The following is a 25,687-nucleotide window of genomic DNA, read 5'->3' on the forward strand; positions in this document are numbered from 1 at the left end:
CTTATGTGAATTTACCTATTGAATGACGTATTGACCACACAGGAATATAACATATTCCGACGGCCAACGTAAAACGATCAATAACCAAGTATGCGGCAAATAGAATCATACATCAATACACTGAAAGAAGGTGATGAAATGGCTTTATGCTTTTTTATGGATCATTTTGGTCATTCTTTACGCTATTTTGCCTTTTCCTACCTCCGTAACAAAACCGATGCCGAGGAAATTGTCTCAGATGTTTTTGTTAAACTCTGGAATAATAGACAAAAGGTAGAGAATTATGAAAGCCTTAAAGCCTTTCTTTTTATCGCTACTAAAAATGCCTGTATCGATATGCAAAGAACTACTCAATTCAAAATACGGAAAGAGGAGCTCGATATTCTTCAGCATATGTCGGTTCCAGATGAAGATGTACTCAAGAAGATATTCCGAACAGAACTCACCGAGTTGTTACTTGCTGAAATCAATTTGCTTCCCAAACAACAAGCTCAGATCTGCAAGCTCAGTTTTTTGGAAGGCTTGAATACAGATGAAATTTGCGAAACATTGAACACAACCGCATCAACCATCTATTATGCGAGATCCAAAGCATTACATGCCTTAAAAGAACGTTTCAAATCGAAAAAATTTGAATATCTCACCATACTAATGCTGACAGCATGGTATGCCTTCAAAAGTTAACGGCTACCACACAGCCCGCATCCCCATCCCAGAATTTTATAAAAGAAAGTAAACACCTCGCTATTAAGCGTTTATGGAAATAATAATCAAAAAAAAATGATCAAAAAAAAAAAGCTTAGCATTCGGTCGGGCGACCTGCTAAGCTTTTATAAATACCTCTTTGTAAGAGGCAATCAACCTAAACCTAGGACAAAGATAGTGGTTCAAATGATATAAACAAAAATTTTGTTATATTTTTTTTCAACTCCCATAAATTTGTTTTAGCACAGCAATCACAAAAGGAATAGTAAGTGTACAATGTACACTACAATCTTTTTGCATTTTTCAACAGGCTATTTTTTTGGTAGCTTCGCTCAGCTAGTCCCAACCACAGTATTTAACCATTGCATTATTTAAATTTACTATAGAATGATCTGTCACCTCATTGCATCATTTTATCAATTAATCTTTTCTTTATAGACTCAATTGGCTCAATAGACAGGCTCGAAATTAGGGGTTACCCTTTTTAAAGCTCCTTTTAGCGATCCAATTGGCTTGAATATCAAGTTTAGTTTCAATTTGCATAGGCATGATTTATCGCGACAGTATTTGTGCTATCTAAACAGCGATATTTCATTTAATTATTTAGTAACTTTGGAATAAATCAAAAAAAATATCATGTTTACTGGAATCATAGAAACCCTAGGAAAAATAGAAAATATCGAACAGGAAAAAAGCAATATCCATTTTTACGTCAGTTCTGCTATTTCCAATGAACTTAAAATAGACCAGAGTGTAAGCCATAATGGCGTTTGCCTTACCGTTGTGGGATTGAACAATGATCTACATAAAGTTACGGCAATTGATGAAACCCTACAGAAGACAAATCTCGCTCAATTAAAGGTGGGCGACCTGATCAATCTGGAACGTTGTACTTTGGCAGGCGGAAGATTTGATGGACATATCGTCCAGGGACATGTGGATCAGACTGCGCGTTGTATCCAAAAGAAAGATGAAAATGGTAGTTTTATTTTTACCTTTCAATATGATGTTTCCAAACAAAATATAACCGTAGAAAAAGGATCCATTACCGTAAATGGTATCAGCTTGACCGTAGTAGACTCTAAAGACGATCAGTTTTCCGTTGCTATCATTCCGTATACACTAGAGCATACCAATTTGCAACAAGTTGAAGTGGGTAGCACAGTCAACTTGGAATTTGATATTATCGGAAAATATGTCACAAAGATTATGGCTTTGCGTGCTTAAAAAATTTGCTGTGCTTCCTTGGGTTTAAAGCCAACCCAAGGAAGCCTATCCGAACACGCTTCATTTCGAGTTCTAACAATGTGTACTCGATTTATTCCAAATAATGCCCCTGACGTATCAGTAACGCGCGATATTTGTTGAATACACTCGATTTGGAAACAAAGCCCATATACTTATTTTCATCCCCTAAAACTGGAAGTATCCACGTGTCGTCCTTATTCATTTTAGCCATCACGATTTCCATGTTTTCATTGATTCCTACCGTATCATTTGGCTTCTGGGCTAATTTTTCAAAGGTCGTATCTCCCCCATCCACTTCGCCCAATAATACCGAAAATAGAAACTCGCTATAAAGAAGCCCCATAAATTTCCCTTCGTAATCCACCACCGGAAAGATATTGCGTTTACTATGGATGATGTCGGTTTGTCGACCTTTTGGTGTTTCGTCAGGGCGTAAGATCACAAAATTAGTTTCCAATACATATTTTATCCGCATCATACTTAACACGGATCGATCCTTGTCTTCATAAGAAATTAGATCACCAGACTCCGCCAATACCTTGGTGTAAATGGAATGCTTTAAAACCGACCGATTAATCAAATAGGAAATGGAACAAACCAGCATCAATGGAACCATCAAAGTATAACCTCCCGTCACTTCTGCAATCAAAAATATGCCCGTCAACGGCGCATGCATAATTCCACTCAACGCACCGGCCATCCCCGCTACCACAAAATTTGGTACATTTAACTCGGCAATTCCCGTCAAGTTTACACCATAAGAAAATGCAAAGCCCAACAGACCTCCCATCACTAAACTTGGCCCAAATACCCCACCATTTCCACCGCCATTTAAGGTAAATAATGCAGCAAGGGATTTTCCAAATAAAGTCAATATCGTATAGCCCAGGACGACTAATCCCATATCCTTGTAGTCTGAGAACAAGCTGTTCTTAACAATCGAGTTAAACTGACCATTGAGAATCTGCTGAATGGTAATATAGCCCTCACCATACAGCGCTGGGAATACAAAAATCATCAGACCTAAGGCAATACCACTGACCCACACTTTATTATAGGGATTCTTAATCTTAGAAAACCATTTCCCCACACTCCTGGAAACACGTGCAAAGTAAATCGTATAAAGCCCAATCAGCACAGCTAATAGCAAATAAAACAACAATGCCGAAACTTGCCAATCGGAATTGAACGTACTGAATAAGGGTTCATTATAAAGCACCCGAGAGACAACAGAAGCCAATGCCGATGAGATCAGCAAAGGAATGAACACTGGAATTGAAAATTCGGGAAGCAAGATCTCGATAGCAAAAATCATTCCTGCCAAAGGGCTGTTGAAGGCGCCTGAAATTCCTGCAGCTGCACCACAAGCCAATAACATGGTAACTTCCTTATACTGCAATCCAAAGAAACGGGCGATATTAGAACCGATAGAAGAACCACCCAAAGCAACAGGAGCTTCCAAACCACAGGACCCGCCAAAGCCAACGGTAATAGCCGATGTCACCACCTGAGAATAAATATTGCTGGGATCCAATCGGCTGCCTTTCCGACTGATGGCATAAATAATCGGGGTAATCCCGTGCTCCATCTTCTTCCCTTTCAAAAATTTGCGAACAAAAAACACGCTGAGCAGAATCCCGATCAATGGAAAAATCAAGTAAACCGAGTACTTTACTTTCCAATCGATATCATCCTGTATAGTCGTTGCAATAAAATGGGTTAATCTTTTTAGCACAGATGCCATAATACCACCAACAATTCCAACCAAAAACGCGAGTATAATGATAAAGTTCCGGTTAGAAACTTTCTTCATTCGCCATTGATTGATCTGGTCTATTTTTTTAAAAAAACGTCTTTTGAGGTTTCTCATATCGTTCTATTGAAAGCTCAACACTTCCTTTTTCTTTTTTGTTTTGAATTTATCGGGTACTACGGCCAATATTTCTTTTTCTAAGGCCTGAATTGCATGTCTCTTTACATAATTTTGCGTCGTCACCAATGATATCTCCCGTACTGGTTCCGGTGATTTGAAATAACGGATCCTATCCAATTGTTCATCGGAATAATCCCAAATCGACAACTCAGGCAATATCGTGATTCCGTCGTTGATATCTACCATACGTTTTAGGGTCTCTACGCTACCCGTATTATACTCAAATCGCCCTGTAAGATCTTGATTATGTTTGTGATGACAAATATTAAGCACCTGCCCGCGCATACAATGTCCTTCATTGAGCAACCAAAGTTTATCATCGGCAATATCATCACCACTCAGTATCATTTTTGGAAACAGTGGACTATTGGCTGAAATATAGGCAACAAAATTCTCATAAAATAAGGGTGATTCCAAAATCCCGGGATCATTTAAGGGAGTAGATAGCACACCACAGTCCAAAAGTCCGACCTTCAATTCATGCACAATCCGTTCTGTCGTATATTCCCATATCTGCAATTGTAGTTTCGGATATTTCTCCATAAATGTGGTCAGCACATTCGGAAGTAAATAAGGTGCGATTGTCGGGATAACACCGACCCTTAGTGTACCCTCAATTTCCCCTTTTTTATCTTGTACAATCTCATTGATCTTTCGGCTTTCCGTCAATACCAATCGAGCTTGAAGAATAATTTTCTCGCCGATTTCTGTAGGAACAACAGGCTGACGGCTCCGGTCGAAGATTTTTGCCCCTAAAGACTCTTCAAGTTTTTGTATTTGCATGCTCAACGTCGGTTGCGTGACAAAACATTTTTCTGCAGCTGCAACAAAACTTCGGTAGGTATCAACAGCTACAATATATTCCAGTTGGATTAAGGTCATCTTACTATCTTTAAAGCACAAAATTACGAATCCTGTCGTAAACCAATGTCAAATCCTTTATAATTAAAGTCAACAGGAGCATTTGGCCTGCCGATTATACAATAAATACCTTGCCAAAAAGATCCAGTATATCCACTATTGTTACATTAGTTCACATAAAAAATCGATTTCATCAAAATGCTTTTCTTAAATTTGGAGATTTACAACAGTTGATAGTTAAAATCCTATGAAGTTTATAAATCGTACGACAATTGCACTAGCTTTATTCTTAACCATGGCAAACAGTCCTTACAGCAAGGCAAATCCCGATGAGGGAATGTTTCCATTGAGCGAATTAAATAGAGCTGGATTGAAGAAAGCTGGGTTAAAGATCAGTGAGAAAGATATCTACAATCCCGGTCAGGTCGGACTGGTAGATGCCCTGGTTCAAGTCAGTGGATGTACAGGGTCGTTTGTCTCAAACCGTGGTCTGATCGTTACCAATCACCACTGTGCTTTTTCTGCCGTTCAACTTGCCAGTACTGCAATCAACAATTACTTAAAAAACGGTTTTGTCGCACAAAATCAAGAACAGGAAATTGAGGCAAAAGGATTAAAAATAAGAATTACCGATTCTTATGAGGATGTTTCCGCTAAAATATTAAATGCTGTCGCCAACATCAGTGACCCGGTAGAGCGTATCAATACGATTAAACGTAAACAACAAGAACTGGTTAAACAAGCGGAAAAAGAAGATCCCACGATTAAAGCTGAAGTATCGGAAATGTTTATCGGTAAAAGTTATGTCCTATTCCGTTATAAAACAATCGAAGACGTTCGTTTAGTTTATATTCCACGTCAAAACATCGGTGAATTTGGTGGAGAGACAGATAACTGGGTATGGCCACGCCACACCGGAGATTATTCTTTTCTGAGAGCTTATGTCGGCAAAAACGGAAAATCTGCACCTTATTCTAAAGACAACGTTCCTTACCAGCCCAAAAAACACCTTAAAGTCAATCCAAATGGTGTCCGGGAAAATGATTTCACCTTTATCCTTGGTTATCCCGGAAAAACATTCCGACACAGACCAGCACAATATATTCAATATCAACAGGAATACCTTTTGCCTTACGTATCCAACCTGTATGATTTCCAAAATAAACAGATGGAGGAAGCAGGAAAAGATAATACCGATATCGCCTTGTCCTTGGCAACACGCATAAAACGTAATGCGAATGTATTGAAAAACTATCGTGGTAAACTCAAGGGTTTACGAGGAATCGACTTGCTATCGACAAAAAAACAAGAAGACGAAGCACTGGCGGCTTTTATCTTAAGTAAACCCGAACTGAAAAACAAATATGGAAGTCTACTCACTGATATTGATGCCTATTATCAGCTGAGTGATCAAGATGCCCTGAAAGAACTTTGGATCAATAATATTTACAATAGTACGAGCTTATTGAAAGTAGCTCGCGACCTGAACGTTCTGAAAACCAACTTGGCAAAGGAAAAATCATCCCAAGCTACCAAGCAGCTTTTCGAGCTGAATATCGAAAAATTAAAAACCGCTGTTAAAGAAACCTACGAAAGCTACAATAAGCAGGCTGATCAGCGTATTTTCTCCAGAATGTTGGAAGATGCCATCGCATTCCAAGGTAAAAATCAATTGGCTTCCATTCAGAAATTGCAATTTAATACGGGTACCGCACAAGAATTTGCAACCGAGATTATTCAGAACAGTAAACTTGGCGATCAAAGTTACATACTAAATACTGTCTTGGCCAATGCCGATGCACTTCAGAAATTTGACGACAAATTATTGGATTTCCAGGGCAAGCTGAACAATGATATTGTCCAGTTCGCTGCTGAACAAAAAAGACGTGAAGGGGTACTGAACAAATTAATGGGCGATTATGTTGCCGTCAAGGAAATTTTTCAGGCCAAAAACTTTATTCCTGATGCAAACTCAACCTTACGCCTGACGTATGGGCACATCAAAGGCTACTCTCCTGCTGATGCAACTTATATGAAGCCATTCACAACAATCGAAGGAATCATTCAAAAAGGAAATCTTGGTTTAGCAGAATTTGACTACCCGCAAGAAATCAAGACAGCTTACCTCAATAAGAATTTTGGTCCTTATCTTCAAAAAGATCTGGGATCTGTGCCGGTCAATATCTTATATGATATGGATACTACAGGCGGAAATTCAGGATCTCCAATAATGAATGCCAATGGTGAATTAATTGGTGTAAATTTTGACCGTGCTTATGACGCAACAATTAATGATTTCGCTTGGAACGAGAGTTACAGCAGATCCATCGGAGTCGACATTCGTTATGTCCTCTGGGTTGCCGATAAAATTGACAACGCGCATTTCATTCTGAAAGAAATGGGTATTTAATAGGGTCTAAACAAACCTCAAAAAATCCGCTGCATCGAGAGATACAGCGGATTTTTTTGTTCATTACGCTATTTCCTTTTCGCTCGGCGGCATAATACTATGAACGAAGAACTCTCCGTAAATCGGAACCTATTCATCTACCAACGCAGCATCTATTCGTATACTATTTTGCTCCTTGCAGTAAAGAGGAGAAAACAGTCTTCAAACGCAACAAGCCTGTTGTCAAGACTTCCCTTGAACAAGCAATGTTGAGGCGAATAAAGGCGTCGCTTCCCTTGCCATACATCGCACCGACATTGACCTGTACATGTGCCTCGTCCAATAAGAACTGCCCCAATTTTCGACTTGAAATCCCCAAAGCGGCGCAATCTACCCATACCAGATAAGTACCCTCCAAAGGAAGCACATGCAAAGCAGGCAGGTATTCAGCCATAAAGCCTTTCAGATAAACATAATTCGCACGAATGTAGCTTAAAGCTTGATCCAACCATTCCCCACCCGACTCATACGCAGCGATCAGGCCTGTAATGGCAAAAGGGCTTATGCTACTTATCTCGTTGGCTAAGAAAGCCTGCTGCACTTTCCTTTTGAGTTCAGGATCGGCCACGAAGACCGTAGCGACCTGGAGTCCTGCCAAATTAAAGGTTTTACTCGGTGCTACACAGGTAATCAAATTCGCCAAAAAGGCTGCACTGATGCTCCCAAAAGGAATATGTGTATGGCCCTCAAATACCAGATCGCAATGAATTTCATCCGAAATGACTAAGACCTGGTGCCGCAAACAGATTTCACCGAGACGTTCAAGCTCAGCTCTAGTCCAAACACGGCCAGCGGGGTTATGTGGACTACATAAAATAAATAACTTGACTTTCGGATCACTAGCTTTATATTCAAAATCTTCAAAATCAATGGCATACTCACCATTGCGGTAAATCAAGTCATTGGAAACCACCTCAGCTTGATTGCGTTCTATTGAGGAAAAAAAACAATGATATACAGGCTCTTGAACCAAAACCTTGTCACCGGGTGAGGTAAATGCGCTAACCAAAGCCGAAAGCGCCGGTACGACACCGATCACAGGAAGTATCCATTCCGGCTGAAGTACAAATTTATGCCGCTGCGAAGACCAGCTCATAACCGCGCTGTAAAAAGCAGCTGGAATAGTAGCATACCCATATACAGCATGTTGAACCCGCTGCGCAAGCGCATCCACAACAGGTTGTGCTGCTGGAAAGTCCATATCCGCAACCCAGAGTGGAATCAAATCGTCATAATCATGTTGATTCCATTTGACCGAATCGGTACCACGACGAACAATCGTTTTATCAAAATTATAGATCATACAGCAATTTACTCAAAATTAGGCTGCATTTGTAATAAAAGCCCCATAAAGTAAAAAGGATGAACAAGAAAGCGGATCAGATGGATATGGCAAAGGAATAGCTCGGACTAAATACAATAAAAAATCCAGTATGCCAAGATAAGCAGAAAGCGCTATCTTTACAGAAAATAGTAGGACAACTATGGCCAAAAACAACTTTTCATTTCGTGCTAGATTAAAGAGTTTTCACTATGCGTTCAGTGGGCTAAAAACAGCCTGGCAGGAAGAACATAATTTCAGGGTGCATTGTATAGCGGCCATTATTGCCATTACCCTGTCATTTGTGCTTCACATAAGTACCCACGAATGGGTTGCTGTACTCTTTTCCATTGGTTTTGTATTTGTCTGTGAATTGTTAAATACCGCATTGGAAAATATAGCCGACTTTATCTGTCCTGAAGATAATCCAAACATAAAAAAAATTAAAGATGTTGCCGCAGCGGCAGTGATGATCAGCAGCATCACTGCACTATTGATCGGCCTCTTAATTTTTATTCCCAAGCTGATCTCATTGGCCCTTCGCTAAATTTTCTAACGCGAATTTCTCATCAAAAGCTATCTTTTTAGGATCGGCAAAAGTCATTTTTCCAGCCTTCTCTTCCATCGCACCATAACCTTCCAGTGCACGCTCTTTGGATAGTTTAAATATTACCTGGCGGACGGATTCCTGTCCCTCAGAAGAAAAAGTATAATCGGCAGTTAAAATATCCCCCTTCAATACACCATCAATATGTCCCTTATTACGATCTTTTTCCTTCCAGGCATAGCTTAGATCACCCTGAACCTTTTCTCCATCAACAGTGATTGATAATGAAATGGTATCGCCATTTTTAAGGTATTGATACGTACTCTTTCCTGTAAGAAAACTCCCGGTATCCAATGGTTGAGTACTTTGAACAGTGTCACCGAGTTTCGCCGAAGTATCCTGTTTTTTTTGTTCCTGATGGCAGGCAGCGCAACACAGCAACACTATAAATCCAAAATTTATTATTCTCATCGTGTTTTTTTGTTTGATAGTATAGATAGCAATTCAAAAGAAATTTTGTTTTAAATAACTAACATTTAAAAATTTAAAATTCAGAAAACAAAAAGCAAGCAAATATTGTTTATAAGTTAGATAGCACTCGACTATTTTAGCACGATATAAGCTATTAAAAATAAACAATTTAGTAACAATAAAATTATTGCGGGCTTATTGTAAAGCTAATTTTTATTAGTAAATTGTACTCTATAAAATTCAGGAATTCTTAACCAATATTAGTATGAAAGATGTAAGCTTTAAGAAATTTGATAGTGGATGTACATCACTCACAAAATTGTCCATTGAAACAGACTTGGCTATTATTGTTAAAGAGCAAGTTACCATTTCTTCCGAATCCAAAGTTGAAAAACTCAGACGCTGTAAAGAAGAATTACTTAAAAGTCTTTGGTTTGTTCAACGTCAATGTTGAGATAACATTTTCCTCCAAATTTCGACTATCCGCTGATCAGCATATTATGGTCTGACAGCCACACATTCAAGTCACTTTTAACACAAAACAAGCCCCTCAGCTGTTATGCTTCGAGGGGCTTTTAATATGTTTAACAATTCGAATATCACAAGTGATTAAAGCGATTTCAAATGTTTATAGTTCGACTTAATGGTATCCCATACTTCTTCGAAATTACCCGACAACATTAATTTTGCCATACTTTCTGTCATCCCTTTCATTTGACTGAAGGATATCTTGGGCGGCATAGCCAATGCATTGGGATTGGTAAATATATCGATCAGGACAGGCTCGTCCGTCATACCAAGAGCTTCAGTGATAACAGCATCCACTTCTTGGGGCTGAGTGACCGTAAATGCGCGTATTCCCATCGCTTGAGCGATCATCGCAAAATCTGGATTGACCATATTGGTTTCCTGATCTTTCAGACCTGATACCTGCATTTCCAATTTAACCATACCAAGTGCACGGTTGTTAAAGACGATGATTTTAATCGGTAAGTTATATTGTTTTATTGTTGCGAGATCCCCCAACAACATGGATAGTCCCCCATCACCACAAAAAGCAATAACCTGACGTTCAGGATGTGTCAATGCCGCTCCAATAGCCATTGGCATGGCATTAGCCATAGACCCATGGTTAAAAGACCCCAGCATGATACGATCCTTTCGCTGATTAATATAACGTGCTCCCCACACACAGCACATCCCGGTATCAAGCAGAAAAATCGCATCATCACTGGCTTTTTGATCAATGGTATGCGCAACAAATTCAGGCTGTATCGCGCATTCACTGCCCGAATCGTCTACATAAGTCATGAGATCTTCCTTGACCTTTGCATAAGAAGCAAGCTGCTTCTCCAGAAATTTTGTATCCGAACGCGCTTCCACAAAAGGCAATACCGCTTTTAAAGTATGCTCGATATCCCCCACAAGCCCATAGTCTACGATGGACCTGCGACCAAGCTTTTCACCTTCAATATCAATCTGGACAATGGTTTTGTTGGTCGGTATAAAATCCTTATAAGGAAAATCAGTCCCCAAAAGTAAAATAAGATCCGAATGGTGCATGCTTTGAAATGCCGACGCCATGCCCAAAAGTCCGGTCATGCCGATTTCATTGGGATTGTCGCGTTGAATATCCAACTTTGCTTTAAATGAATAACCCACCGGCGCATGGATCTTTTGTGATAACGCTACAATTTGCTCCTGTGCTTTCTTGGCTCCCACACCACAGAACAAGGTTATCTTTTCTGCTTGATTGATATATTGGGCTAATCGCCCAATTTCCATCTCCGAAGGTCTAATTTGCGGCTCGGTAAAAAACACCTTGGTTGAGGTATTCATTTGAACCGCTTCCATTTCTGATACATCACCAGGCAAACCGATAACCGCCACATCCCGTTTAGAGATAGCCTGTTGTAATGCATTTTGCACCATACGTTGCACCTGCTCTGGCCGAGTGATCATTTGATTGTAGCAAGAACAATCATCAAACAATTTGATTGGATTTGTTTCTTGAAAATAATCGGTTCCAAATTCGTATGTGGCACAGGTTGATGCGATCACAAGCATGGGTACCCGTGTCTTGTGTGCTTCATAAACCCCATTGATCAGATGCACATGTCCTGGTCCACTGCTTCCCGCACAACAGGCGATCCCGTGCAAATCAGCCTCTGCCGTTGCGGCAAATGCCCCCACTTCCTCATGTCTTACATGTATCCATTGCATCGTTCCATCTGCATGAACAGCTTCGTTGAAAAAATTTAAACTATCGCCCGTTACGGCATAAATACGCTGAATTCCCGCATCCTTTAAAAGACCCACAATCTGGTGTGCTACATTTTTCATACCTATACTATAATTTAAGATTTTGTGACAGCGACCTTATGCAAATTATGTTATCGCCACTTAATAACAACAATAATTTAGCGTAATGGTTTGGGATATTACCTGAACAATACTGTATTACCCAAGCGTATAAACCGATCGAATGTACAACGATAGCCTCAATGGGGAGCAAGGACACACTGCGCTGAAAATTTCAGCCAACAGTGCGCTGCACTTAAAATAGAAAAAGATTGTAATCAACAAAAAAGCTGTTTCAAATTGATTGAAACAGCTTTTTTAAAATTATAGACTTGATAAATCCTTAGTTGATTTGTCGCGACAATTCATCGACAAAACGCTTCGTATCATTGAGATCTTTATTCCAGTCCGCATAGCGTTTAGCGGTATTCAATTTTGCGATTTTCGCATTTAGCTTCGCTAGGTTAGCTTGATCTTTTGACTTCTCCAACTTTGCTTTAAGAATGCCGACTTTGGTATAATCTTGAATACCTTCCAACATACGCTCATAACGGATAGAGCTTCTTCCTTGTGGATAAACAATATAAGTGTCTCCCGCTGGCCATGTACGGAACCTTGAATCATGCAGCGGATCTTTGACCCAGGAGTTAAATGCCCAACGCAATGCTCCATCGAAGCCTGCCGCTAGCGCATACCAAGCCATATAGGTGGATTCTGCTGGATCCGAGAACGTGAATTGATTTGGGAATTCGTCCGAACAACAAACATAAAATGTCGTGATGTACCCTTTTTTACGTCGCTCAATGAGATCTTTCTGATCAAAAGGATCTCCAGCGGCAACGCTGATATCGGTACTTTTATGATAGCGTTGGTAGCTTTTATGATTATCTGCAAATGCAACACCAAATTCGGGCGCTACTTTTTCCAACAATGCTATTGCTGGATCCATTTCCTCCCGGCCTCTTTCATCCATCGCAATATTGGTAATCTTTAACCAGCCCTTTGCGGTAATGTGTTTACTAAAATCCTTTAAGAAAGGCGTCCATAGTTCCTCGAATATAGCTGTACCGGGCTTCGCAATAACATTGACCAGTTCATTTTTGCTCTCATCGAAATAATGTACCTCGTTATTCCATGGTAAAAGCGAATAGCAATTGATCTGTTTGTTGACCCCCAGATCCATCATAAAGTTTACCCACCGATCAAAAACAGTATAATCGTAGGTCCAGGAACCGTCTTTTGCCTTCTTCCAGGTGATCATATCCGCATAAGGATCATAGGTCTGTACGTTCCAGGCATCCTTATTTAAAGTCGCAGTAATCACTTTTTGCCCTGCAGCTGCAAGTTGTTTCATAGTAGGCTTCAACGCTTCAAAATGCTCATCGCTCCACATCTTCACATTATTGACGCGAGCCACAGCAGAAGGGTGTTGCCATTGATCCAAATGATAAGTCCACTGGGATGCAGGTGGCAGCACATGATTTTGCACATTGACCGTAAGTTGTAACTGTTCCTTTACCTGACCATTTTGCTTAACCGAAATTGTCGTTTTATATTGTCCAGCAGCAGCTTCTTTGGGAACCGTTACTGTAATCCATACAGGACGGACTTTCTTAGCTTCAAGGTCATAGCTTTTCAGATCATCCAACATATCTGCCGACAGAGAAGCTTTAAAATCTTCTGGTTTACGATGGCCACAACCACTTGCAAATTCATCAGTCATGACATAACGAACAAAACGTGCTTGTACCGCATCGCTACCGATCACCTTGCCTGTTGTAGACTTTAATTCACTTGCCGATACAGCAACATCTGCTGCGGCAGCACTGGTCCATAACAATACTTGCGCCGATACTTGCTCACCTTTCCAGGCATCCACAGTCGCCGTACGTTGTGTTGTCAGATTTGGATTAACAGATTTGGGATAACGTTTGTCTATCGATACAAACGAAGCATGTAGACCGGCTTTAACATTCGACCAGTTGGATAAAGTATCCTTTGTGGGATCGCCCATTTCAGTAAATGTTGTCCCTGTAGCAAAACGCTGCTGGGAAAATCCCGGATTACTGCCACAAAATAGCATACAAGCCAGGGCAATAGAAGAATAAATTGTAGTTTTAGGCATAACAGTTATAATTAACAAAACTTTAGCGAAGCGATGATCTTCTTTCTAGCCCAGGAGCAGGGTGCTCGCAGAAAAAAGGCAAACAACTTCTGTTTGCCTTAAAAATACTAAAATTTTATTTATCTATAACTAACTTTGTTCAAAAATTTCAGAAAGTGCTTTATAGAGCTCGGCATGATGGGTCTTGAATTTCGCGGGGTTCTCAAAGAAATATTCAGACGCAACCGCAAAAAACTCAGCTGGATTGGTCATGCCATATACATCAATATCAGATTTATTTTCCTTTATCTTGGTAATTTCTTCCCGTATCAGATTCATAAAAGGAATGACTGAAGCTTTATCCATCAAATGTGTGGGAATGCCATCCACTGTGCCATCGGTTTTATCGATCAAGTGCACAAATTCGTGTATCGCTGTATTCTGTCCATCTTTTGGATTCTTAAAGCCATACTCCAGTGCCGATTTAGACAATATCATTTGTCCGTTCATGGCTCCCTCACCCACCATACCCATAATATTACGGTCAGCATGGCCTTCAAATTCATATGCAGTATTGAATTGGGAAGGATAAACCATAATATTGGTCAAATTGGGATAAGTCCATTTCTTAAAGGCAAATATTGGAATAATTGCACTGGCGGCAATCATCATATAATCTTTCAGCTCAACCGCTACACCCACACCTTCAATCTTGACCGTATCCAAAAATTTTAAACAGCGGGTTTCAAATTCCGCTTTGTCCGCAGTGGACAGATTGCGGTAATAGGCAACTTCTTTTTCTAGAATTTCCTTGCCTTCGTCGCTTAATACACGTTTAATGGCTTTGCTATTTTTGGCCGTACGATTTAACAGGTAATAAACAACATAAATGGTTACTGGTATAAGCAGTATAATGAATAGTTTTCCTAGCATATTATTTGATCTGTATCCATTTGGGATCCCGAGCCTGCAAATTACGCAAAAAGCCTTTAAAATGTGAGGTTCCAAATAAGATTAAAATCTTTTGCTGTGGAGCGTCAGCAACTAACGAAGCCAGGTTCTCTTCCCTTTTTTTCATGACAAATTCTTTATCAAATTTGTTTTTTAATGCTGCTTTAATAGGTTTGCAGGAGTAAGGTTCCTGGAGCGGTGTTTTGTAATCACAATCATCCAGGTTGATCGTACCATACAGGTATTCAAACTCGTCAAGCAATTTGTTTTTGGGAATATCCGCATTCACCGCCGTTTCATAATTCACCAGAAAAAAAGAATAATCGGGCTGACTAATGATTCGCTGCCCCAGTTTACGGTACATGGGCGCCCGAAGAACCCGGGAGGTATCGCCCGGTATTTCAATACATTGCTGCAACCCTAGCCGATTACCAGTAAGCTTTCTAAATTTGCGGTCATACAGATCACGTTGTGCCGCACTATCCACCTGATAAGCGATGCTTTCATAAAAAACAACATAGCCCGAATGTTGAAGAGAATCTACAGCACGCTGGATTTGATCATAGTACACACGCGTACCCAGATGCCGCATTGGAATGTAAACGACTGTTCGATTGCCGTTATGAAGTTCAAATCTACGCGAGGCATCACGCAAGACACCACTACCTTGAACCATCAATGAGGTATCACAACCTACAAAGACAAACAGTATAAAAAAAAGGGAGATAACCTGTCTCAATTGCATACGATTTCACTATATTAAAATGCTCTTTGCTAGCAAAGACAGTACCATGAAACAATTATTGCTATCTGCCCATAAATTGAGCCTGTAGATTAGCCGTATTTCGCGATACTTCCATTAGAATAACTTGCAATGATAACAATATATTATCTCCCTTGTTCTATAAATTTTATAGGCTTGTCAATCCTATTGTTGTTCCGTTTGGAATAACTGCATTTTTTTTGATAACAACTATGCCGTCACAAATGGTATAAGTGGGATGATTGGCATTCAGCAAATGAGGTCCGCCATTGATCCGTACATCGTTACCGATACGACAATTTTTATCCAAAATAGCATTCTCAATATAACAGCGTTCTCCAACCCCAACCACAGGTATATTTTTCCGCTTTGCATCCTCCATATCGACGAGATCCTCATAATAGTCAGACCCCATCATATATGTACCGCGTACCACAGATCCTGTACCAATCCGCGAACGAACGCCCACGACGGAACGGTCTACTTTATCCGCTTGGATAATACAGCCATCCGAAATGACAGAATTGATTAATGTTGTACCCGAAATTTTAGAAGGCGGCAACATCCTTGGACGGGTGAAAACCGTATTTTTATCAAACAGATTAAAGGCCGGAATATTATCAGTCAAACCAATGTTGGCCTCATAGAAAGAACCTATGGTACCGATGTCTGTCCAATAGCCCTCAAATTGATAGCTAAGCACCCTATTCGTATCAATTGCATCGGGAATAATTTCTTTTCCAAAATCCATTCCGCGATTCTCTTCCAGCATACGTTTCAGGACGCCTTTTGAAAAAACATAAATACCCATAGAAGCCAGGTATTCCCTACCCTCACCCTTTAAATGATCACTCACTTCTGAACTCCAATCCACCAGCTGCTCGCTATTCGGCTTCTCAATAAAGGAGGTAATGTGATTCTTTTCATCTGATTTCAGTATTCCAAAACCAGTGGCATCTTTGGCGTTTACTGGAATAGTCGCAATGGTCAGGTCGCCTTCGTTTTCGACATGAAAGTCAACCAGGGCATCAAAATCCATTTGATACAGCTGATCCCCCGATAAAATCAATACATAGTCATAATCAATACTAGCCAGCTTCCGGAACGATCGCCGCACGGCATCTGCCGTACCCTCGAACCATTTATCGCCATCATTGGTCTGTTCAGCAGCCAGGATATCAACAAAGCCCTTACTAAAAATACTAAAGTTGTAGGTATTCTTAATGTGGGAGTTGAGTGACGAAGAATTGAATTGTGTCAACACAAAAATCTTGTTAAAACCCGAATTAAGACAATTCGAGATGGGAATGTCCACCAAGCGATATTTCCCGGCAATGGGAACCGCTGGCTTAGACCGTTGATCGGTCAATGGATACAGACGTGAGCCCCTTCCTCCGCCCAAGACGATAGCTACTACATTATGACGTGACATATCAAATTACATTATTTGGTTATATAGACTTATATACTTCGCTGCAGATTTATCCCAAGAAAAATCCAACTGCATCATTTTACGTTGATTCTCCTCAAACTGCTTTTTACTGTCGTAAAAATTTATAGCCCGAACAATCGCTGCACTAATTTCAGTGATTGTCAAACTATCAAAACCTATACCGTAACCATCATTTTTCAGATCGATTACCGTATCTTTTAATCCCCCCACCTGATGCACGATCGGCAATGTACCGTACTTCATCGCATAGAGCTGATTAAGCCCACAGGGCTCAACACGGGAAGGCATTAAAAGAAAATCCGCACTGGCATAAAGCCAATGGGCAAGATTTTCATCATAACCAAAGAACACATCAAAATTATCAATTCCATCATCGACGAGCGATTTCACACGCGACTGGATCGCTGGGTCTCCGGCACCCAGTATAAATATACTTAATCTATCGCGATATTTCTCCGTCAAATCCAAAATTATCTCCGGTAGTAAATCCGCTCCTTTTTCTGTTGCAAATCGGCCGATAAAAACAAGCAGTGGTCGATCTGGATTGATTTTATACTGCTTCGCCAAAGCCTCCTTATTTTTCAATTTGCCAGAAAAAGCTTGTACAACATCATAGTTTTCGAACAAGGTATAATCAATTTTGGGATCCCAGATTTCCCAGTCAATTCCATTGACAATACCGATGGATTTATTTCGCTCATCATAAAATAGATGCTGTAAGCCATTTGCTTCCACATAAAGCTCTTCCAGATAGCCTTCAGAGACCGTTGTGTAAGCATCGCAACATTTAATTAGGGCCGCAAGCGGGTTAATTAAACCATCCCACTCCAATAATCCCCATTTCCAGCTATCGAAAGCAGGCAACAGAATGGCTTTGCTCCAATGTGTCCAGCCCTGATATTGCCCATTGTGCACGGTGGCTACCGTTTTAACATCGGCAAGAAAATTATAGTCATTGCTATACTTCATCAAAAAAGGCATCAAACCGACATGATGGTCGTGGCAATGCACAATATCAGGTACTATAGCTTTATCCTTAAACCAAGCCAATACAGCATGTTGAAAGGCGATAAACTGTTCGCCTTCATCGGGATAACAATACACCTCCTGCCGATCGAGTTTCCCTGGAATCTTAATCAAGTAGAGCTCAAAACCGAGTACCTGATGATCTTCCTTATAAACGCCGTAGCTCAGCAATTCAGATCCTTGATAAAAAGTACCTTCATGAACTAGGCTAAAAGCATGATCCCTAACAAAAGGACGATCATACCAGGGCATGACAACCGCCGCCTCCCACCCCAGCTTGGTTTGGTATTTGGGCAGCGCTCCCACGACATCCGCGAGACCACCTACTTTGGCCACGGGATAACATTCTACACTCAAGTGAAATACTTTCATTCTTCTTTTACAGCATGAGATTTAATAACAAGATTTTATACAGGGATACGCTCGCCTTGTTTAATTGGATTGACTTCCTCTACCGCTCTCTTTCTTTTCAGAATATATCCGCCAAGCGGAGGCAAATGAAGTTGTGCAGACTGTACTTGGTTCATCCAATGCAGGTGCTCACTATGGATATGCAGATTATGTATTCCGGAACCGAAATAGGTCAAATCATCCGAATTCAGCAGCACTTCCCATTCACCGGCGTAAGGTAAACCAATACGGAAATGTTCCCGAACAACAGGCGTTAAGTTAAGTACAACAACCGTATCATCCCAGGAGTCAAATCCCTTTCGCCAATAGACCACAATCGAATTTTCACGATCACCTGCATCTATCCATTCGAAACCTGCAGCATCGAAAGCCTTTTGGTAAAGACTTGGTTGAGCTTTATAAACCGCGTTCAGATCGGCTACAAATTGTTTCATACCCTGATGGGGCGCAAACTCCAAAAGATGCCAATCAAGCGATTGGTTTACATTCCACTCCGAAGTTTGCCCAAATTCACCGCCCATAAACAGCAATTTTGTTCCCGAAAAAGTATACATAAAGAGGTACAATGCTCTCAAGTTGGCAAACTTTTGCCATTCATCGCCTGGCATTTTATAAATTAGGGACTGCTTTCCGTAAACCACCTCATCATGTGACAACGGCAGCATAAAATTCTCATGGAAAGCATATACTGTCGCAAAGGTGAGTCGATCATGATGATAACTGCGGTTAATCGGATCCTCTTTAAAGTAATCCAACGTATCATGCATCCAGCCCATCATCCATTTCATTCCGAATCCCAATCCACCAGCATACGTTGGGCGACTGACACTCGGCCAAGAAGTAGATTCTTCGGCGATTGTCTGCACATCTGGAAAATGTCCGTAAACGGCTTCATTCAGCTCTTTTAAAAATTGTACCGCTTCGAGATTCTCATTTCCTCCAAATTCATTGGGAATCCACTCGCCTGCATTTCGACTATAATCCAAATACAACATAGAAGCTACCGCATCTACCCGAAGTCCATCGATATGAAAACGATCCAACCAATAAAATGCATTACTGATCAAAAAAGAACGCACTTCATTTCGCCCATAGTTAAAAATATAGGATTGCCAATCGGGATGAAACCCTTTCCTGGGATCTTCATGCTCGTATAAGCTCGTGCCATCAAAACGATAAAGTCCATGTGCATCACCTGGAAAATGCGAAGGAACCCAATCCAACAATACACCTATCCCGGCAGCATGCAGCTCCTCAATCAGATACATGAGATCTTGTGCCGAACCATAACGCGAACTCGCCGCAAAATAACCTGTTATCTGATATCCCCAAGAAGGATAATAGGGATGCTCCATTAAAGGCATAAACTCCACATGGGTGAAATTCATCTCCTTCACGTAAGAAACGAGCTGCACGGCTATTTCCCGATAATTGAGCAAAGTATCCGGACTTTCGGGATCCCGTGACCAGGACCCTAAGTGTACCTCATAGACCGACCAGGGTTGATCCAGCCTATTTTTAACAGCACGCTCCTGCATCCATTGCTTATCCTGCCACTCGTACCAGGTCGAATGAACAACGGAAGCAGTCTTTGGGGCAATTTCCCACCGAAAGGCAAAAGGATCACCTTTCTCGAGTTGCTCACCAGTATAGGTCTGGATAACATACTTATATGTCTCTCCATTGCCAAGCCCCGGAATAAACCCTTCCCAGATTCCGCTACCATCCCAGCGCACAAAGAGCGCGTGATGCTCCTTATCCCAAAAATTGAAGTTGCCGGTTACGGAAACGGATTTTGCATTTGGAGCCCAAACCGCAAAATAAACGCCTTTTTCACCGTTGACTTCCAGTTCGTGCGAACCGAACTTTTCGTATAATTTGAAGTGCTTACCCGACTGGAATAAGGCGACATCAAATTCAGAAAAGAGACTATGCGGAATTACTTCATTGGCCATGTTTAACCTTCTATCAATATGTTATCAAATTCTCGTGCGACATTAATCCAATACCGCCCCTTTTCATCTACTTGTACTTTTGTATCAATACCATCGGTCTTCACCTTCTTCACTTGAAAAGGCAGGCCGATCAACTGTAGTTTATATTCCTCATATCGCTCCGTAAAAAGCCCATCTCTGGTTTGTTTGATCGACAAGGATTCTTTGAGCCCTGAAACCGTAAAACATTTTTCAAGATAGATATCTTGTTCATACGCAAAGGTGTCGCCATGATCTGAATACACATACGAACGGGTTACTCCTTCAGCGAAGTAAACATTGAGCTGTAGCTCCTCAATTTTCTTTTCACCAGTATATTGCATCACCGGATATTCAGGGATAACAGATCCCCCGCGAATGAAAATCGGCATTTCATCAATCGGCGTAGCGATGGTATGTTCCTTACCGCCCACGTAGATTTCATTATTGAAATAATAGAACCAAGTCCCCTCAGGTAGATAGACAATCTTGCTTTTTTGTCCTGGCTGCAATACTGGGGACACCAATATTTTATCCCCAAAACAGAATTCCTCCTCGCGTTGCCAATTGGTCGCTATATGCTGCTCGACCATGGAAATCGGACGTAATATTGGAAAACCATACTTGGTCTGCTCCCAAAAACAGGTATAGATATACGGCAACAACTTATACCGGAGTTCGATAAATTTCCGATTGATCTTTTCCCAATCCTCCCCAAAACTCCAGGGCTCGCGATCGCGGGTATCGCCGGCAGAATGCACACGCATAAAGGGCGAGAAAACGCCAAATTGCATCCATCGCGTAAATAACTCACCGTCGGGCTCGCCCGTAAATCCACCGATATCCGTTCCGCAAAAGGACATCCCCGAAGTCGATAGACGCTGTAATTGCAAGGTCCCCAACTTGAGGTGTTCCCAACTCGCCAGATTATCGCCGGTCCAAACTGAAGAATAGCGTTGTGTACCCGCATAAGCCGCTCGGGTAATGGTAAATGGGCGCTTATTTTTATACAATTTCTTTAAGCCATCATAGGTTGCCCGAACCATCTGCATGCCATAAACATTGTGTGCTTTGCGATGTGAACCCCGATGGCCGTCGTATTGGTGACGTACATCGTCGGGGAATGTTCCGCGGCCAAATACCGCCGGCTCATTCATATCGTTCCAGAAGCCAGCAACACCATCTTCCACAAGCCCCTGGTATAATGTGCCCCACCATTGGCGAACCTCCGGATTGGTAAAATCAGGAAATTGACAACGTCCGGGCCACACAAATCCTTCCATAAAATAATCGTCCCCTCGACGACAAAAATATTTATTTTCTTTCCCTTCCCTGAACACCCAGTAGTTCTCATCAACCTTAATACCCGGATCGATCATCACCACGGTTTTAAAACCATCATTGGCCAAATCGCTGATCATATTTTTAGGATTGGGGAAATACTGCTTATTCCAGGTAAAACAGCGGTACCCTTCCATGTAATCGATATCAAGATAAATAGCATCACATGGAATCTGTCGCTTCCGAAACTCCTCAGCAACCTTCCGGACATTCGCTTCGGGATAATAGCTCCAGCGACATTGGTGGTAACCAATTGCCCACAACGGCGGCAGGTAATGCGTACCTGTCAACGTATGATAACGACGGATAACATCGATAATATGTGGACCATGGATATAATAGTACTGCAGTTCCCCGCCTTCGGACCAAAAGCTTGTTTTTCCGGGATCTTCTGCCGCGAAATCAAAATACGTTTTAAAGGTATTGTCAAAGAAAATGCCGTAGGCCTCACCGTCTTTTAAACCGATATAAAATGGAATAGTTTTATAAAGTGGATCCTGATCATAAGCAAAAGCATAGGTATCTGAATTCCAGTTTTTAAGCCTTTTACCTCTCAGATTCAATTTAGTGGCCTTGTCCCCAAGTCCATAAAAAGCTTCGTTTTCAAAGGCCACTTTCGTGCTATAGACATAGTAACCTCCAAAATCGGGATTTTCCTCCCAGTGCATCGGTGCCAAATCAGCGTTAAACAGCTTACCTGAACGATCAGCAAAAGAAATCAAAAAGTCATTCTTATTGATCTTACAAGAAATTGTATTCGTATGAACCAGATAATGGTCAGCCTCTTCCTTGCATTGATGTATACTGACACGATGATCTTTCTTGGCCAAGGCATAAGAAAAATCCTCTAAAAAAGTCCCTTGTGGAGCCAGCCGTACCCTGACGATCTCATCCGTTACAATCTTAATTTCTACCTTGGCTTTGCCGTCAGAAAAATAATAGGACTTATCGTTTTGATTGTGGGCTACTATGGTTTCAAGGTATTTCTTTTCAATTTTAGGTAAATCCAATACCGGATTATTCACATGATGCATACTCTCCAAAGTACCATCATTTTCCTCCTCATTTAGTGTGGTTTGATTTAGGTTGTCGTCTTCAAGCATAGTTGTAATATGTTAAAAAGTTTCTGAAGGCTTAATTCCTCTTTAAGATAGAAAATTAATCCTGCGCTGACAACAAAACACAAAAAAAAATCCCGCCTATTGGGATAGACGGAATTTTTTTCAATACCTGTGGATAAACTTCTACAGCTTACTTAACGAAATGCGCACGAAGCATCCAAGCCATCTTCTCATGCTTTTCTAATAATCCGACCAAAAAGTCCTCCGTACCATTATCCGCTGTTCCTTCAACTACGGAAAGATCGGCACGAATTGACATCGCTATAGATTCATGGTCAGCCAACAATTCCTTATAATAGGACTGACTGTCGGTTTTTTCTGAAGTAGACTCCGTTAAACGAGTCAATTTCAAATATTTATCAAAGGTACCTACCGCATAATGCCCTAAAGTACGTACACGTTCTGCGACTTCATCGATCACTTCAGCTAGTTCATCGTATTGTGATTCCAAAAATAAGTGAGCAGCATGAAAATCCGCACCTTCCACATTCCAATGCGCGTTGCGCGTTTTCATGTAGATAATGTGTTCATCTGCCAACAGCACATTTAGCAACTTTGCAACTTTTTTCAAGTCCGCATCTTTAATTCCAATTGAAGTTTTCATATGTATATTCTTTTGTTAACTATATGTTTTAAATGCTTAGTTAAATTTACCCAAAAATGCGGTAAAAACCAAATAAAAAGCCACTCAAATTCACAACAATTACCTCAACCCACTGTACCCAACCTGAATTGCATTTCGTATAGCTACAAAGAGTTTGCTATACTGAAAAAATGAAAATACCGAAGCTGCAGTGACCTTGATCTTTGTTGACCGCACTAAAACCTAGACCATTCCTTATGCACGAAACATTTTAAACAAAAATCGATCAAGCTAGTATTTAAAGTACATAATGTTGTATTTTTGCGGACATCTTTATTTTGAGGGAGCGCTGCGGACAAAATGGACAACAATACATATTTTCATCAATTCAAACAGGATATTTCAGCTATTGAACTTCCGACACGATTTACTTTCCCATTTTGCTATGAACCGCACCCCCTTGCCGTCACCGCCGCACAAGAACTCCAACACTACATCGAAACCCAAGACGATTGGTCCCACAATTTTGGCCTAGACGCCGCCGCGGAGGGACTCGCTATTGGAAAAATGTTCGGTGTTCTGGTTGTCAAAAACCAATATAATGAGCTTGGCTACCTTGCCGCTGTTTCGGGAAAACTGGCCGGGAGCAACAAACACCGACATTTTGTACCCCCCATCTTCGATATGCTGGAAGAAAACAGTTTTTTTCTAAACGAAGAGGTGCATCTCAATGCACTGAACCGAAAAATAGAAAATCTTGAAACAAGTGAAGAGCTAGCAAATGCTCAACGTAATCTTGGTCTATTAAAAAACGGATGGGATAAATCACTCGATGAACTAAAATCGAAATTGAGAATTCAAAAGAAGGAACGAAAAGAAACCCGTACAAAATTGAAGGTCAGTTTATCGGATGCGGAGTATGAATTATTGATGGAAGACATGCGGAGCCAGAGTTTAAAAGACAAACAACAGCTTCAACGCTTTCAATATGAAATGCATTTGGCCCTGGAGACAGGAAGTAACCATTTACACCAATTGCTATCGACGATTACTGCGCTAAAAGAGGAACGCAAAATGCGCTCGGGAAATCTTCAAAAACAGCTTTTCGAACAATATAATTTTCGCAATGCGAAAGGGCAACACAAAAATGTAGTCGGCATATTCGATGAATTTGACCGCACAACACCGCCTGCCGGATCGGGGGAATGCGCAGCGCCAAAATTGCTGCAATATGCTTATGAAAACCAGTTAACACCCCTTGCTTTGGCCGAATTTTGGTGGGGCTGCTCACCTGCATCTGAAATACGCAGGCACAAAAACTATTACCCTGCCTGCCGCAAAAAATGTGAACCAATTTTAGGGTATATGCTCGAAGGCTTAGTCGTAGATCCCAATCCCATGCAACAGGAAACGACTTTGGATATAGCACTTCCTCAAATTTACGAAGATGAGGATATTATTATCATCAACAAACCGGCTGAATTTCTGTCTGTACCGGGAATATATGTAAAGGATTCGGTCTACAACCGTATTCTCCAACGCTACCCAAAGGCAGGACCGATTATTATCCACCGCCTGGACATGTCTACATCCGGCTTGTTGGTTGTTGCCAAAAACAAAGAGGCCCATAAATTTATTCAAGATCAATTTATACAACATACCATCAAAAAAACATACATTGCTTTACTGGATGGTATTATCGAAGCCTCATCAGGCTTGATCGACCTCCCACTTCGCGTAGATCTGGACGATCGACCCCGGCAAATGGTCTGCTACACCTATGGCAAACCAGCGCAGACAAAATGGGAAAAAATTGCGATAGCGAATAATCAAACGAGGGTCAGGTTTTACCCCTTGACTGGCCGCACCCACCAGTTGCGCATGCATGCCGTACATCCAAATGGCCTAAATACACCTATCGTTGGTGATGATCTCTATGGCAGAAAAGCCAATAGATTACACCTCCACGCGGCTTCAATTACCTTTATTCATCCTCGTTCCAAGCAAGAAATGACCTTCGAAATCGAGCCAGATTTTTGATAGCGCTGACTATATCGTTACAAAAGTCAGTAAATAAAGCAACGGAAAATCATCGCCAAGTCAAAATGTAATGTAAAATTTATTG

The 25,687-nt window shown here is 41.0% G+C and carries 19 protein-coding genes; 6 read left to right on the top strand and 13 right to left on the bottom strand.

Going from position 1 to position 25,687, the window contains the following annotated elements; genetic code table 11:
• The first annotated feature begins 90 nt into the window (after positions 1-90).
• Both HS960_RS11260 and HS960_RS11265 read left to right on the top strand, forming a co-directional pair.
• Complete coding sequence (locus HS960_RS11260; RefSeq protein ID WP_153846902.1) at positions 91-684, top strand: RNA polymerase sigma factor; 594 nt, start codon at positions 91-93, stop codon at positions 682-684.
• A 657-nt stretch (positions 685-1,341) separates the two neighbouring features.
• A complete protein-coding gene (locus HS960_RS11265; RefSeq protein ID WP_046675860.1) occupies positions 1,342-1,932 on the top strand; it encodes a riboflavin synthase in 591 nt (196 codons plus the stop codon).
• 91 nt (positions 1,933-2,023) lie between these two features.
• On the opposite strand, the gene HS960_RS11270 is transcribed toward HS960_RS11265, so the two are convergent.
• Positions 2,024-3,823 carry a chloride channel protein gene (locus tag HS960_RS11270; protein ID WP_075992018.1) on the bottom strand — a complete coding sequence of 600 codons (1,800 nt, stop codon included), beginning with the start codon at positions 3,821-3,823 and terminating at the stop codon, positions 2,024-2,026.
• 6 nt (positions 3,824-3,829) lie between these two features.
• Positions 3,830-4,768: a hydrogen peroxide-inducible genes activator gene (locus HS960_RS11275; RefSeq protein WP_182332696.1), complete on the bottom strand. Its 939-nt coding sequence runs from the start codon at positions 4,766-4,768 to the stop codon at positions 3,830-3,832.
• A 226-nt stretch (positions 4,769-4,994) separates the two neighbouring features.
• Here HS960_RS11275 and HS960_RS11280 point away from each other — a divergent pair, with 226 nt between their 5' ends.
• On the top strand, positions 4,995-7,157 hold the full coding sequence (locus HS960_RS11280; RefSeq protein ID WP_182332698.1) for a S46 family peptidase: 2,163 nt from the start codon (positions 4,995-4,997) through the stop codon (positions 7,155-7,157).
• A gap of 163 nt (positions 7,158-7,320) precedes the next feature.
• Here the strand turns inward: HS960_RS11280 and HS960_RS11285 are convergent, their stop codons facing one another.
• Entirely contained in the window at positions 7,321-8,499 is a 1,179-nt protein-coding gene (locus tag HS960_RS11285; RefSeq protein ID WP_153846897.1) for a MalY/PatB family protein, read from the bottom strand.
• A gap of 181 nt (positions 8,500-8,680) precedes the next feature.
• Between HS960_RS11285 and HS960_RS11290 the strand changes: the two genes are divergently transcribed.
• Positions 8,681-9,064: a diacylglycerol kinase gene (locus tag HS960_RS11290; protein WP_153846896.1), complete on the top strand. Its 384-nt coding sequence runs from the start codon at positions 8,681-8,683 to the stop codon at positions 9,062-9,064.
• On the opposite strand, the gene HS960_RS11295 is transcribed toward HS960_RS11290, so the two are convergent.
• Positions 9,047-9,535: a hypothetical protein gene (locus HS960_RS11295; protein ID WP_153846895.1), complete on the bottom strand. Its 489-nt coding sequence runs from the start codon at positions 9,533-9,535 to the stop codon at positions 9,047-9,049. The two genes, HS960_RS11290 and HS960_RS11295, sit on opposite strands and share 18 nt — an antisense overlap.
• Before the next feature lie 265 nt (positions 9,536-9,800).
• Here HS960_RS11295 and HS960_RS11300 point away from each other — a divergent pair, with 265 nt between their 5' ends.
• Positions 9,801-9,989, top strand: a complete 189-nt coding sequence (locus HS960_RS11300) for a hypothetical protein (protein ID WP_075992013.1) — start codon at positions 9,801-9,803, stop codon at positions 9,987-9,989.
• A 155-nt stretch (positions 9,990-10,144) separates the two neighbouring features.
• Here HS960_RS11300 and HS960_RS11305 read toward each other — a convergent pair whose 3' ends face one another.
• The 9 genes from HS960_RS11305 to HS960_RS11345 form a co-directional block, all read right to left on the bottom strand.
• On the bottom strand, positions 10,145-11,878 hold the full coding sequence (locus HS960_RS11305; RefSeq protein WP_182332700.1) for a thiamine pyrophosphate-dependent enzyme: 1,734 nt from the start codon (positions 11,876-11,878) through the stop codon (positions 10,145-10,147).
• Positions 11,879-12,179: 301 nt separating this feature from the next.
• Positions 12,180-13,961, bottom strand: coding sequence for a DUF4091 domain-containing protein (locus tag HS960_RS11310; protein ID WP_202883788.1), 1,782 nt, complete (start codon positions 13,959-13,961; stop codon positions 12,180-12,182).
• Positions 13,962-14,090: 129 nt separating this feature from the next.
• Positions 14,091-14,873 carry a M90 family metallopeptidase gene (locus tag HS960_RS11315; protein ID WP_153846893.1) on the bottom strand — a complete coding sequence of 261 codons (783 nt, stop codon included), beginning with the start codon at positions 14,871-14,873 and terminating at the stop codon, positions 14,091-14,093.
• Between the two features lies 1 nt (position 14,874).
• Positions 14,875-15,636 carry a hypothetical protein gene (locus HS960_RS11320; protein ID WP_153846892.1) on the bottom strand — a complete coding sequence of 254 codons (762 nt, stop codon included), beginning with the start codon at positions 15,634-15,636 and terminating at the stop codon, positions 14,875-14,877.
• A gap of 166 nt (positions 15,637-15,802) precedes the next feature.
• On the bottom strand, positions 15,803-17,086 hold the full coding sequence (locus HS960_RS11325) for a glucose-1-phosphate adenylyltransferase (RefSeq protein WP_153846891.1): 1,284 nt from the start codon (positions 17,084-17,086) through the stop codon (positions 15,803-15,805).
• A gap of 6 nt (positions 17,087-17,092) precedes the next feature.
• Positions 17,093-18,505 (bottom strand): glycogen synthase, encoded by a 1,413-nt coding sequence (locus HS960_RS11330; RefSeq protein ID WP_153846890.1) that lies wholly within the window; start codon positions 18,503-18,505, stop codon positions 17,093-17,095.
• Positions 18,506-18,540: 35 nt separating this feature from the next.
• Complete coding sequence (gene glgB, locus HS960_RS11335) at positions 18,541-20,499, bottom strand: 1,4-alpha-glucan branching protein GlgB (protein WP_182332702.1); 1,959 nt, start codon at positions 20,497-20,499, stop codon at positions 18,541-18,543.
• 2 nt (positions 20,500-20,501) lie between these two features.
• A complete protein-coding gene (locus HS960_RS11340) occupies positions 20,502-22,961 on the bottom strand; it encodes a glycoside hydrolase family 31 protein (RefSeq protein WP_182332704.1) in 2,460 nt (819 codons plus the stop codon).
• 148 nt (positions 22,962-23,109) lie between these two features.
• Positions 23,110-23,583 carry a Dps family protein gene (locus HS960_RS11345; protein WP_182332706.1) on the bottom strand — a complete coding sequence of 158 codons (474 nt, stop codon included), beginning with the start codon at positions 23,581-23,583 and terminating at the stop codon, positions 23,110-23,112.
• A gap of 339 nt (positions 23,584-23,922) precedes the next feature.
• On the opposite strand from HS960_RS11345, the gene HS960_RS11350 reads away from it, so the two are divergent.
• On the top strand, positions 23,923-25,602 hold the full coding sequence (locus tag HS960_RS11350) for an RluA family pseudouridine synthase (protein WP_182332709.1): 1,680 nt from the start codon (positions 23,923-23,925) through the stop codon (positions 25,600-25,602).
• Positions 25,603-25,687: the final 85 nt, after the last annotated feature.

Source organism: Sphingobacterium paramultivorum (genome assembly GCF_014109745.1).
GTDB lineage: Bacteria > Bacteroidota > Bacteroidia > Sphingobacteriales > Sphingobacteriaceae > Sphingobacterium > Sphingobacterium paramultivorum.

Coding starts and splice junctions, on each gene's coding strand:
- HS960_RS11260 (WP_153846902.1), top strand. CDS start 91: ATGCGGCAAATAGAATCATACATCAATACACTGAAAGAAGGTGATGAA.
- HS960_RS11265 (WP_046675860.1), top strand. CDS start 1,342: ATGTTTACTGGAATCATAGAAACCCTAGGAAAAATAGAAAATATCGAA.
- HS960_RS11270 (WP_075992018.1), bottom strand. CDS start 3,823: ATGAGAAACCTCAAAAGACGTTTTTTTAAAAAAATAGACCAGATCAAT.
- HS960_RS11275 (WP_182332696.1), bottom strand. CDS start 4,768: ATGACCTTAATCCAACTGGAATATATTGTAGCTGTTGATACCTACCGA.
- HS960_RS11280 (WP_182332698.1), top strand. CDS start 4,995: ATGAAGTTTATAAATCGTACGACAATTGCACTAGCTTTATTCTTAACC.
- HS960_RS11285 (WP_153846897.1), bottom strand. CDS start 8,499: ATGATCTATAATTTTGATAAAACGATTGTTCGTCGTGGTACCGATTCG.
- HS960_RS11290 (WP_153846896.1), top strand. CDS start 8,681: ATGGCCAAAAACAACTTTTCATTTCGTGCTAGATTAAAGAGTTTTCAC.
- HS960_RS11295 (WP_153846895.1), bottom strand. CDS start 9,535: ATGAGAATAATAAATTTTGGATTTATAGTGTTGCTGTGTTGCGCTGCC.
- HS960_RS11300 (WP_075992013.1), top strand. CDS start 9,801: ATGAAAGATGTAAGCTTTAAGAAATTTGATAGTGGATGTACATCACTC.
- HS960_RS11305 (WP_182332700.1), bottom strand. CDS start 11,878: ATGAAAAATGTAGCACACCAGATTGTGGGTCTTTTAAAGGATGCGGGA.
- HS960_RS11310 (WP_202883788.1), bottom strand. CDS start 13,961: ATGCCTAAAACTACAATTTATTCTTCTATTGCCCTGGCTTGTATGCTA.
- HS960_RS11315 (WP_153846893.1), bottom strand. CDS start 14,873: ATGCTAGGAAAACTATTCATTATACTGCTTATACCAGTAACCATTTAT.
- HS960_RS11320 (WP_153846892.1), bottom strand. CDS start 15,636: ATGCAATTGAGACAGGTTATCTCCCTTTTTTTTATACTGTTTGTCTTT.
- HS960_RS11325 (WP_153846891.1), bottom strand. CDS start 17,086: ATGTCACGTCATAATGTAGTAGCTATCGTCTTGGGCGGAGGAAGGGGC.
- HS960_RS11330 (WP_153846890.1), bottom strand. CDS start 18,505: ATGAAAGTATTTCACTTGAGTGTAGAATGTTATCCCGTGGCCAAAGTA.
- glgB (WP_182332702.1), bottom strand. CDS start 20,499: ATGGCCAATGAAGTAATTCCGCATAGTCTCTTTTCTGAATTTGATGTC.
- HS960_RS11340 (WP_182332704.1), bottom strand. CDS start 22,961: ATGCTTGAAGACGACAACCTAAATCAAACCACACTAAATGAGGAGGAA.
- HS960_RS11345 (WP_182332706.1), bottom strand. CDS start 23,583: ATGAAAACTTCAATTGGAATTAAAGATGCGGACTTGAAAAAAGTTGCA.
- HS960_RS11350 (WP_182332709.1), top strand. CDS start 23,923: ATGGACAACAATACATATTTTCATCAATTCAAACAGGATATTTCAGCT.